This is a genomic window from uncultured Nostoc sp. (assembly GCF_964245445.1).
In the GTDB taxonomy this organism is placed as follows: Bacteria; Cyanobacteriota; Cyanobacteriia; order Cyanobacteriales; family Nostocaceae; genus Nostoc.
Genome location: NZ_CAXTNE010000245.1, coordinates 1 through 11,871, shown reverse-complemented (window position 1 = coordinate 11,871; position 11,871 = coordinate 1). Strand labels below are relative to the sequence as shown.

Below are 11,871 nucleotides of genomic sequence, written 5' to 3'. Positions count from 1 at the left end.
CCTCCTTGTTGAGAAGTAGATTACCATACTTTTTTATTAGTGGGATAGTTTCTTAGTTAAACAGACATTCTCTTATTCCAGTGTAGATTAGCCTCAGGCATTGCAGCTAGTTATCACTGATGGCAAGTTAACTCAAAGCACGTAAAAGCGTGATTTATGGGGTGTTTTGGTGATAGATGTTGCTTGTATAACAATCAAACCTTTAGTTTCTAAGATAGAACAGCACTTTAAAACGCCTAAGAGAGTATGATTAGTTTCTTGCTGTAGCTTTAATGAAATCTCTTTTGCTATCAATTGCCACTGGATAAACCAAAGATTCATAGCGATATATTCAAGTGTCAATCCTGATTGCTTCAGTACAAAAAAGTCTATCCCATATTTCTGAATGAAATTTTGTACTTCTCTTTACCTTGAAAATTGACTCCAATCTGCCTGATAACTGCATAATTTGGCAGATTATCCTTATGCTTCATCTACCCAATAAAGATAATATCGTTCAGTATCCACCCAGCCTCTCTGAAAATCTTTAATTGGAACAATTTTCAAATCATTGCGGTTGACATTCAGTTTACGATTTAAGATGAGTAAAATTCTCTTTTGCTCATCTTGATTTTTGAGTAGAAAATTAATTTGGCTTAATATCTCAGTTTGTTCGACATCTTTACGACCAGTTTTAAATAAGGTAAAGCTTCCCATTTTTTGAATCTCAGGATAGTAAAGCTTTCGATTGAGATAACCCGATAAAGGAGCCATATTTGCATCTCGACTGGCAACAATAAACTCATTAGCTAATCCAGCGTTTTGAATATATTGAACTGTTTCACGACTGGCAGAGAATGGTACAACTAAATCTCTTGAAAAACTATAAATACCTCCCAAAAACTGGACATAAAGAATTAGCATTAAAGCCATATAATGCCATTTATGAATAAATATAATTGAATTTGAACGAACAGAAAATTTATTAAGTATAATTAAAGACTCTTGATAATAACTTCCCAGCCATAAAGCCGCTATCAGAACTAAATATAAATGTCCAAAATGCCGAGGCATACCTATAAATCTGAAGTATGTAAAGGCAAATATTACAGAATTACCTATAATGTAGAAAAACAATGCTACTGGCTTTTTAGATAATTTAATTAAGGTTAAAATTACAATTAATAGAGCAATTGTCGCACAAATAATTAAATCCAGCCATTTTTTATGTTGAGGAAGAATTAATAAATAAGCACCAAATATTCTACTTATACTTCGTAATAAATGACGGATATCTAATTTTGTTAACCAACCATTATTTAACCCACCATGAAGATAACTATCTATTGGAGGAGTAATAATATAAATGCATAAAATAAAAGAAACTATGATAATTATAATACTTAAAAATAAATCGTATTTTTGGCTTTGACTAAAATACTGCTGGCGATGTTCACTATCAAAACAAAATTCAGCTAGCAAAGTCAATGATAAAGAGAATGATACCAATAAACCATAAGCACTACTATTTGCTAGTAAACCCAATAAAATTGCCAAATAAATATAAGTTCTTTTTCTGGATGCAAAAACTGTACAGAATGCAAAAACAAATAACATACTAAAGGCATAGTTTCGAGAAATTAAAAGATATTCATAAAAAGGAAAGAAACCAAAAGAAAAAAGAAATTTTTGTTGATAGTTAAAAGGACTATATAGGCAAAAAAGGGTAACTGAAACAACAGTAATTGCCAAATGAAAAATTTGCATAATAATAGGATTATCAACTATTTTTCTCAGAAGTTCTAAAGAAAAATACCATAGAAGAGGATGACCTTCATAACGAATATTTGCAATTAAATCCCCTAAAGATTCACTATCTCTGACAATGAGCCAGGGATTTAGTTCATCTCGCCACATGGAATGGTTGAGAATACCTATTAAACCAAGAACAGAAAAAATAATGATAATAAACCAAGGAGAATGAAAAGGTAATCTCGAAGTATATGTGATGAGTTTCTTGTTTAGCATTGTTAGTTAAAAATCTTTCTAAAAATGCTATCACAATCTGAGAGACAACTTATTCATCAAAATATTATCTTGATTCTTTAACTATTTAGACGAATGGATTTTTTCTGATTTCTACTTGTAACTTTCTGGTATACCTACTGGTGATAAACCCGCGATCGCTCGTAAGTTTTGGCAACGAATCAACTCAGTAAAATTTAAACCAGAACGCCCTTCAATTTTGGCTACCGCTTCAATTGCAGATAACAGGTGCTGCGCTGCTTCAGCTTCTGAATAACCACGCCGTTGTGCTATGCGAATTGCTGCTGCATCGGCATTTAACTCTGACTCTTGAGACTTATTAGTGCGCCAGATCCGAAAAGCAGCGATCGCACTCAATCCCCCAGCTACGGCTACACCCACCACATCTGATTGTGCTGCTTCTAATAATCCCCCTAACAGTCCCGCCAGTACTACGCCTTGATATATGTCGGGTTTAAACCACTTCACCCCCGTCAACCAGCTAACCATCTGCAACAGCAGCAAGTCTCGTTGCGGCTTTGTCAGACGACGCCATAAATCGAAATTAATATATATTGGTCGCGCCTGATTCCAGGGATGGGGAAAGGAGGCGTCAATCACTTTTGCCTGTTCTGGCTTACTAACGATTTTTGTCGTCATCCGACCAGAGGCAGGCATCACATCTAACAAACGACGAATTTCAACATTTGGCTCCATAAATTTAATTATTAGCCATAATGTGCATGGTAACTATTTTAGTTGTCATTCATGTTAACCTTTGATTTATGAGATGCTCTCGCAGTCTTTCTAAATGGTTGTTCTATTAGTGAAAACCTCTGTAAATGGCGAGAAAGTGAATAGATTAAGATCAAGTCATAAGAATATTGATTAAGCAGTTTGATAGTGTGGCGGGATTTTATCATATCCGTTTGCCGCTAAATTCAAAACCTCAAAGTTTTGGATAACCATTGCTACTACACTTGTAACAACATGGACGCTTTTGCTACCCTTCCGCCTGAATGGACAAATAAGGCAATACATGCCTATGAATTTTGCTGTCCTAATTGCCACTCAAGTAGCCGAGAAGCTGAAAAAGTTTGGCTAAATCGGCGATCGCCTGTACTTACAGAAGACCGTCGTCGCAAATGGCAAGAGTTTTACTACTGTCACTGTGGCTCTGTGTGGTGGGCTTGGAGTAGCGATCGCCCCCCAAAAGATATATCCAATCAGCCAGATTATAATCCTACATAGCTAATTTTCTTCCTAAACAAAACCCCACGTAAATGTGGGGTTTTGTTTATCTAATTCTCAGCTTTATCGAAACACGATTCAGGAGCCAAGCTTCATCACCAATTTTAGAAGGTGAAGGTAGTACGTAAAGTACCTACATAGATGGTATCGTTAGCGTCGTTATGCTCTGGATTGAATATTACTAATACGCCAGGAGTTACCTGAATATTATCGGAAACCTTGAACTTGTAAAGACCCTCTAAGTGATAAGAGGTATTGTCGTCTAAGTTAACATTAGTGGCGACATTTTTGATGCTGCCACCAGTAACTTTAGGTGGTTGACCAAAGATAATACCCAAGACGTTGCCTTCGCCACCAAAATCTCTCAAAGCAAGTGCTCCAGCCCAGTACCAAACATCAGCATCTGCACCCGCATTAATGCCAGTCTTAGCATCAGCAGTTGTATAACCTCCCCAACCGCTAATAGCCAACGTGCGGCTAAATTGGAAAGTAGCCTCTACACCGTAGTTGTTGGATTCAGTGCGAGTACCAGTCCCAAACGGATTATTGGCAAAAATACTACCTGTACCTTGAAAGAGGCTGTTGGCAGCATTGCCAGCCAAGTAACTATGGGCGTAAGTTAACCCAATATTGAAGGCTTTACTGGGTTGAAAAGATAACTGACCAAAGATGGTGTTATCACCATTGAATAGCCCGTTATTAAGACCGGGATTATTAGCACCAAAGGCATTAAGAATAGCACCGTTGTTAGTACTTTGTGCTAAATAAGCACCAGTCAAACTGATAGGACCGCCAGGATTGAAAGTAACAGTCAGACCAGCACCATTTTGACCTTGACGATAAATGGGGCTAAAACGTCCATAGCGAGAGAGCGCACCTCTACCAGAGCTAGCAAAGTCAGGGTTAAAGGTGTTTACGTTTTCGTATAATTCACCACCACTAGCGTCAACTTTGACACGTAGCGCGTTAGCAAAGTTGAAAGCATAGTTGATTTTATCAATCACAACCGAGTTACCGTTATCTCCATCAAACCCCAAGCGGGTCATGTTAGTACCAGTACCAGTAGCGGCTGTAGTAGGGGTTGCAGCGGCACCAACATTAGAAATGGTATTGTTAGCATTCAAACGGAGTTGCAACTGATCTGTACCAGTGAAACTGCTGTACAAGTTCAAACGCACCCGGTCAGAAAAAGTGGTGTTATAATTCAAGTCTTGATTTGAATTACCGGCAGGAACTGCTCTATTGTCACCAAAAACATCAGACACGGCGAAAATTCCTTCTCCAACCAACTTAGTAGTAGTGGAGAACTGATTAGCTTCCAACTCAGCAGTGCGGGCTTCTAATCCATCCACACGACCGCGCAGGGTTGCTAGTTCAGCAGAAAATTCTTCTTGTAAGCGCTGTAAAGTAGCCAGGTCTTGTTTAGTAACCAAATCAGCAGTGGCTGTAGCAATAAGTTCGTTAACCCGGTCTAAACAGGCATTCAAACCTGCGGCAAATTCATAACGGGTCAAAGCACGGTTACCACGATAGGTACTGTTGGGATAACCTGCAATACAGCCGTAGCGCTCAACTAGAGATTGTAAAGCTTGGAATGCCCAATCTGTAGGCTGCACATCCGAAAATTGCGAAACTGATGTTACCTGGCTCATGCTGTTATCTTGAGTTTCAGATAACTCAGCAACATCTGTTACCTGTTCGTTGACTTCAGCAGCTACAGCGCTATTAGCAGCGAAAAATGCAGCAGCTAAAACAACTGGACTAACCTTACAAAAATTCCAGAATGCTTTTTTCATGTTATTACTCTTACTCACACCTACATAATCCAGTCACGGTAAAATTCTTAAAACACTTTACTTTCAGGAATTCCACACACAATCACAGTGATGATTATACCTTTGTACTGTGATAAATACAAGTACTTTAGTATCGTCCTGAACTATAATTTTGAATTATTTTATTTGGCACCCGTAAAATAATGCGGCGTTTGTGACGTAAAACTGTTCCTTCTTCCTCCAACTGTTGTAGGAGCCGAGTAACTGTTACTCGCGTGGTATTTAACACTTCAGCAATATCTTGATGAGTAACATTTAGATCAATTAGCTTACCCTTATCTATATCACGTCCAAATTTTTCACTTAGCCATACTAAAAACTGCCATAAGCGTAGCGAAATTGGTTTTCGATGCACAATGCTTAGTAGATTTTCTGACTGTTGAATATGAGACAACAAAGCATTAATATATTGATGCCACAAATGAGGTGGCACAATGCTTATTTCCACGCCAGTGAGACATTCAATCTGGTAGGGCTTGACCCTAGACAAAGGATAGCCAATCAGATCCCCTAATCCCCAATAACCGAGAGTGATGAATGTTCCATTTTCACTCCACGTTAAGGTACGAACTGCACCGTGCTCAATCCGCCAAAGTACATCATTTTGAAGTGGAATTACTTCCCTACGGGTAAATATCTGCTGGGGTAATTGTCCACCCAAAGCAGAGCTATTTGACAAGGCAGCAGAGTTTGAAGTAAGAGTTGTGGAATATATCATTAACCGTAACTACATAATTATCAGGGAATCTCGCTATTTACAATCATTAAGAAACTCTAATAATTTGTATCCAACTTTACCTATATAATTGACAGTGTATTCTTCTCAATTAGAGCTAGAGACTAACTCAAAATTTTTTCTGGAAACAACTTATAGATTGAGGTATTTATCAGTAAGATAGACCAGAATTTTTCAGTCGTTTATCTGTTACTTTAATTGTGTAAGTTTAAGAAGAGGTAAGCTTTTAGTAAAATATTTAGTTAACTTATTTTTAAATATTTAATATTTTCTTAAGATTCAGGAGATACGTAGGCACAAATATAAGAATATTTAAATTGCATAGGCTGGGCGGGCTTTTCGTGCCACCCCACAAAAGTTATATTTAATTCGATTATGCAAATTAAATGTTTTTTAGCTTACTAAGTCGTTTAAGTCGTCAGCCTTTGTTTGTAGAGGTAGTGGCTAAAGCTTATGGACTAATGAAGCGTCAATTAAGAGCGTTGACCGGTGACAATATATGATACCCTTTGACCGATATTAGTGGCATGATCTGCCATGCGTTCCAGACAACGAATTGCCAGTGCTAGCAGTACAATTGGCTCGACTACACCAGGCACATCGCGTTGTTGCGCTAAAGTCTCATAAACGCGATCATACGCATCGTCTACAGTATCATCTAGGTGCTTTAAACGGCGTCCACCGGCTTCATCCAAATCTCCCAAAGCCTTCAAGCTAGTTGCTAGCATCGACTGCGCGTGAAGGGACATAGTTTCAATGTCGGGCATTGACGAATGAGGCGCGTAAGGAAAAATTTTAATTGCAATCTCAGCTAAATCCTCAGCATAATCGCCAATGCGCTCTAAGTCGCGCACTAGCTGCATAAAGGCGCTCAAGCAACGCAAATCTTGAGCCGTAGGCGCTTGCAGCGTCATAATCGCCGTACAGTCTGATTCGATTTGTCTATAAAAGCGATCAATCTTTTTATCTAATCGCGGAAGTTCCTCAGCTGCTGTTAAGTTACGAGCAAATAACGCTTGGTGGCTGAGGCGAAAAGATTGTTCTACCAAAGCACCCATGCGTAAAACATCCCGTTCTAAGCGTCTAATGGCGCGTGCAAGTTCGGGTCTTTGAGGATTAGGACTGTAATGGACAGCTTTCACACTTGTTATCTCAAAGGTGAAGATTACTATTAACTATAGTCTTGGCTTAAAGAGTTTGCCATAACTTCACAAAACTGGAGTTGCATCCACGCACCACCAGTTTCTGGATGGTTCATAGCTTTGATTGAACCACCGTGGGCGAGAATAATTTGCTCAACGATCGCTAATCCTAATCCATTGCCAACGATCGCCCCTATAGAGTTACCATCTTGTGGGGAATGAGTTCGGGCTTTATCTCCTCGATAAAATCGCTCAAAAACATGGGGTAAATCTACCTCAGAAAATCCAACTCCAGAATCAATAAGATTTATTTCGAGAATTGGGGAAGTAGCGTCATTATCCTTTGTTGATAAAATTTTCGCTTCAATGTGAATACTTGTACTAGGAAGACTGTACTTAATGCTATTGTCTAGCAAGTTGAGAAAAACCTGGTACATACGGGCTTGATCTGCCTTAATCCAAACATTTTCCGGGCCAGAATAAGAAAGAGACAGATGTTGGCGTACTGCTAAGGGTTCTAGTGTTTCCCAAACTGATGTAATTAGCGATCGCAATTCTACAGGTTTGGCTTGCAATTGCACGTTTGGGTTTGCTTCCATTTGGGTGAGGTCTAGCCAGCTTTGCACCAAGTTAATCAGACGGTCAACTTCTTGCATTAGGCGGTTAACCCAGCGATTTAAAGGTGGTTCCAAGCGAATTTGTAAAGTTTCCGCAACCAAGCGAATCGAAGTTAGTGGCGTTCTGAGTTCGTGTGCTAAATCGGAAAAATAGCGATCGCGTACTTGATTTATATCTAATAGGGGTTGACGATTTTCTAAAAAGACTCCCACTTGTCCATTGGGTAAAGGCAAGCTAGATGCCCGCAAAGCCAAAGATTTTATTGTTGCCATCTCTGCGGCATCATCACAAGATGGATGAAATATCCATTCTCCTGTCTGTGGTTTTTGCAAATCACGAGTTTGCTCAATTAAATGGTCAAGTTCATAAGACCTTACCAACTCCAGTAACAAGCGTACCTGTTCTGGTTGCCAGTGCAGATACAAAATTTCCTGCGCTTGTTGATTGCACCACAGCAGTTGATTTTCCTCATCCACCTGCAAATATCCCACTGGTGCAAAATCTAGCAGGTCTTGGTAAGTTTGCAACGACTGCTGCAAATCTTGTCGGTGCTGCTTCACCATCGCTATTTCCTGCCGCAACCCAGGAATCAGCAGCAGTCCCATCTTGTAAGAATGCGAGGTTAACGGTCGGAGTAAGCGCCCCAGGTAACGTTGAAGTTGAACCTGTTGCCAAACCCAAAACCCAATGCCTACCGCTAAACCCAGAAAAAATCCCAATAAAAGCATTTGAGTTGTTAGTTTTTTCGTGACTACTAAAAACTAACAACTATCCCAACTAATTATCCAAACCGATAGCCAAAACCTCTTACAGTCACAATATATTCAGGATGACTGGGGTCTTCCTCTAATTTTTCCCGCAACCAGCGAATGTGAACGTCTACAGTTTTACTATCACCAACGAAATCTGGCCCCCAAACCTGATCTAGCAATTGTTCCCGTGACCATACCCTGCGGGCGTAACTCATAAACAGTTCCAGTAAGCGGAACTCTTTGGGGGAAAGACTCACTTCTAAACCACGAACCAGCACGCGGCATTCTTGGGGATTCAAGGTGATATCCTTGAATTTTAATACTGGTACTTGTGGTAAATTACTTAGGCGTTGGCGGCGGAGTAGAGCACGACAACGAGCCACTAACTCTCGCATACTAAAGGGTTTAGTCAGGTAGTCATCTGCTCCCACCTCTAAGCCCAGCACGCGGTCAGTTTCACTACCCTTAGCACTCAGCATTAAAATTGGTACTGGGTTGCCTTGATGACGCAGCAAACGGCAAATATCTAGCCCATTGATTTGAGGCAGCATTAAATCAAGAATGAGCAAATCAAAGGGAAGTTCCCCCGAATTGGTTTCAAAACTTTTGAGATACTCTATAGCAGACCGCCCATCGGGTGCTGTTGTCACCCCATAACCTTCCTCTTCCAGGGCTACAGCTAGCATTTCCTGGATTAATTCTTCATCTTCTACTACTAGAATCCGGCTGGCTTGTCCAATGTCCGTTCTAGCAGAATATTTGGTCGATTCAGTGGTATACATTGATATCACAAAAGTCTGGGACTGTGCTTGTATCAATTAGAATGATTAAATTTATTATCTAGCCTTACTGCAACCACGCTTCTACTAGGGTTGATTCTTTTAGATTTTCTTTACAAAAAGTAACATACGCCACAGCACCCTCTTAAATCAAAAATCACTGTGGCTGCAACCTTCTAATTGTCTTGACAAAAGCAGATTAAGTTAAGTATATTTACTTTAGTACAAAAATACTATAAAACTCAAAGGGAAAACATAGCACTTTTCCTTTGTATGTAATACACTCCAACCTCTTCCCTAGAAGGGAAGAGGCTGGCGATTAGGTCACTATTGGACTCAACTGAGAAACGCTACATACCTGAAAAACATTATGTGGAAAATTCGTACTACCTAAGTATCCTTTGCTGATCTTTCCGTATTTACACTGGGTTAAAAATGTTGATTTAAAAGCTATTCTGATGTCTGCATAGGGTAGTCATTGGTATGGCTTGCTACCCAATAAATCATTGCCTATTGAAGGGAGTTGGAAGATGACTACAGTTGGAGTTAAGGACAGCAAACAACAACTAATGCAAGCATTTCAACAAATTATTATCCAAAGAAAAAAGCTGGAATCTAAAATAGCAACCAAACAAGAGGAAGCAGAAAAGGCAAAAAGTCAAGAAATTCTGCAAACAGCTTCTGCATATACAGTTGATAGTATTGTCAAAGGTTTAGCTGATTTACAATTGGAGTTTGGCAGTATTCTCAATGGATTATCTGAAAAACTAGCTCAGGAAAATTCCAAGTTAGATGAATTGAACCGAGCTATAGAAATTGAAACTCAACGCCTACAAGAGTTCCAACAAATCAGAGTTGTAGCGGATACTCTAGACATTTTAAGTCAAGAACACCAAGAAAAATTAAAAACCCTAGAACAAGATACTATCAGCAAAAGGGAAACACTAGAAAAAGAAATTACAATCAGGCGGAAAGAATGGCAAAAAGAGCAAGCAGAGTATGAAGATAAACTCCAAACATATAATGATTTCTTAGCTAAAGATCGCCAGCAAGAACAAGAAGAATATCAGTATAAATTAGAGATTAATCGTAAACTCAGTACAAATAGCTACGAAGCGATAAAGCGCCAACAACAAAGGGAAATACAAGAAAACTCTCAAAATAAACAGAAAGATTGGGCAGAACGAGAAAAGATATTGACTGAACGTCAACCACTTTTTGCAGACTATGAACAAAAGGTAATTAAATTTCCTAACGAACTAGAAGAAGCTGTTAAAAAAGCTAGAGAAGAAGCAATTAAAGAAATAAGCCAAAAAGCTAAAATTGAGGCTGATTTATTTGAAAAAGAATGGGAAGCTAACAAACAGAGTTATGAACAAAAAATCCAATCTCTGGAAGAAATAATTAAGAAACAGTCTGAGCAAATAGAAGGTATTTCTACTCAATTGCAAACTGCGTTAAAACAAGCACAAGACTTAGCTCTGAGGGCTTTTGGTAGTTCTAATCCTAAATAGTTATGAGTTTGTTTGTTGCATTTTAATCATTCTTAATTCCTGAAGAGGAGGTTTGTTGTGGTGGTAAAAAAACCGACTGATAAGAATACTAAAGTAGAAATTCTTCAAGCGTATGAGGAGTTAGCTAAAGAAAAAGCAGCGCTGAAATTGCAACTCGAACAAGTTGCTAAGGAAAACCAGTCTGGAACTACTAAAGAACAGCCTAAATTAGAACAAAAAACAGCTATGACTCAGCTTTCTAGTGTGCAACAGAAGATGAATAATACAATTGAAAGCTTGGCGAAGATTCAATTAGGTTTTGGCAGTGCTGCTAATGAATTATCAGAACAGCTAACCACAAAAGCTTCTAAGTTAGAAGAAATCAGGCGAACTTTAGAAGAAGAAATCCAACAATTAACACAACTGCATAATTTAGAAATTTCTGATGATATTTTGGATACTCTCATCCAAGCCTATGAAGATAATACTAAAGCTTATCAGGAAGAATATAGCCAGCGTTCTGAAGTGTTGTTCCAAGAAATATTAGAGCAAAGGAATACTTGGGGAAAAGAACAAGAGGAACAGCAACGGGCGATAAAAGAACGGAATGAAAACTTGAATAAAACTCGGCAACGCGATGCTTCCGAATATAAGTATAATTTAGAACTCCAGCGGCAATTGCAAAGTGACGAATACGAACAAGAACAGAAAGCACTGTATAAGCAACTGGAAGAATTACTACAAGAAACAGAAAAACAGTGGGCTGAACGGGAGAAAGCAATTTCTGAGAGAGAAAAACAATTTGAAGAATTAAAAGCAAAGGTAGAGGCTTTTCCGAAAGATAAAGAAGCAGCCATCAGAAAAGTTACAGAAGAAGGTAAAGGCATCGCCCACTACCAAGCTAAAGTAAAATCAGATTTATATTCTAAAGAAGTGGAAGGGCAAAAGCGTTTTTATGAACAAAGACTGCAATCTTTAGAACAAACTATTACTAATCAAGAGACGCGGATTCAAAATCTTTCTAAACAACTTGAATCTGCCCTAAAACAAGTTCAAGATTTGGCAGTTAAAGCTATTGAAGGTACTTCAAATGTTAATTCATATCAGGCTATTAAAGAAATAGCTTTAGAGCAAGCAAAGACTCAAGCGAAAAACAAATAAGCTAATTTATTTTTGATGAAAATTGTAGAGACTTGATTTAATTTAAGTCTCTACTAGGAACTATACAGGTTCTTGGTTGAGTAGGTAGAGAACCCCACCC

The 11,871-nt window shown here is 38.7% G+C and carries 10 protein-coding genes; 3 read left to right on the top strand and 7 right to left on the bottom strand.

Features of this window, described 5'->3' with window-relative positions:
• Window positions 1-462: 462 nt before the first annotated feature.
• The gene (locus tag ACFE90_RS29670; RefSeq protein ID WP_375505952.1) at window positions 463-2,007 is read right to left on the bottom strand and encodes a hypothetical protein; all 1,545 of its coding nucleotides are present in this window, start codon (window positions 2,005-2,007) and stop codon (window positions 463-465) included.
• A 111-nt stretch (window positions 2,008-2,118) separates the two neighbouring features.
• Window positions 2,119-2,721, bottom strand: a complete 603-nt coding sequence (locus tag ACFE90_RS29665) for a DUF3318 domain-containing protein (RefSeq protein WP_375505951.1) — start codon at window positions 2,719-2,721, stop codon at window positions 2,119-2,121.
• A gap of 273 nt (window positions 2,722-2,994) precedes the next feature.
• On the opposite strand from ACFE90_RS29665, the gene ACFE90_RS29660 reads away from it, so the two are divergent.
• Window positions 2,995-3,255: a hypothetical protein gene (locus ACFE90_RS29660; RefSeq protein WP_196528148.1), complete on the top strand. Its 261-nt coding sequence runs from the start codon at window positions 2,995-2,997 to the stop codon at window positions 3,253-3,255.
• Between the two features lie 104 nt (window positions 3,256-3,359).
• On the opposite strand, the gene ACFE90_RS29655 is transcribed toward ACFE90_RS29660, so the two are convergent.
• From ACFE90_RS29655 to ACFE90_RS29635, 5 genes are all read right to left on the bottom strand, one after another.
• Window positions 3,360-5,051 (bottom strand): iron uptake porin, encoded by a 1,692-nt coding sequence (locus ACFE90_RS29655; RefSeq protein ID WP_375505950.1) that lies wholly within the window; start codon window positions 5,049-5,051, stop codon window positions 3,360-3,362.
• Between the two features lie 127 nt (window positions 5,052-5,178).
• Window positions 5,179-5,808: a Crp/Fnr family transcriptional regulator gene (locus tag ACFE90_RS29650; RefSeq protein WP_375505949.1), complete on the bottom strand. Its 630-nt coding sequence runs from the start codon at window positions 5,806-5,808 to the stop codon at window positions 5,179-5,181.
• Window positions 5,809-6,299: 491 nt separating this feature from the next.
• The gene (gene phoU, locus ACFE90_RS29645) at window positions 6,300-6,968 is read right to left on the bottom strand and encodes a phosphate signaling complex protein PhoU (protein ID WP_375505948.1); all 669 of its coding nucleotides are present in this window, start codon (window positions 6,966-6,968) and stop codon (window positions 6,300-6,302) included.
• Between the two features lie 29 nt (window positions 6,969-6,997).
• Window positions 6,998-8,314, bottom strand: a complete 1,317-nt coding sequence (locus tag ACFE90_RS29640) for a sensor histidine kinase (RefSeq protein WP_375505947.1) — start codon at window positions 8,312-8,314, stop codon at window positions 6,998-7,000.
• A gap of 53 nt (window positions 8,315-8,367) precedes the next feature.
• Complete coding sequence (locus ACFE90_RS29635; protein WP_375505946.1) at window positions 8,368-9,120, bottom strand: winged helix-turn-helix domain-containing protein; 753 nt, start codon at window positions 9,118-9,120, stop codon at window positions 8,368-8,370.
• Window positions 9,121-9,647: 527 nt separating this feature from the next.
• Here ACFE90_RS29635 and ACFE90_RS29630 point away from each other — a divergent pair.
• Window positions 9,648-10,631, top strand: a complete 984-nt coding sequence (locus ACFE90_RS29630) for a hypothetical protein (protein ID WP_375505945.1) — start codon at window positions 9,648-9,650, stop codon at window positions 10,629-10,631.
• A gap of 57 nt (window positions 10,632-10,688) precedes the next feature.
• Window positions 10,689-11,771: a hypothetical protein gene (locus ACFE90_RS29625; RefSeq protein ID WP_375505944.1), complete on the top strand. Its 1,083-nt coding sequence runs from the start codon at window positions 10,689-10,691 to the stop codon at window positions 11,769-11,771.
• Window positions 11,772-11,871: the final 100 nt, after the last annotated feature.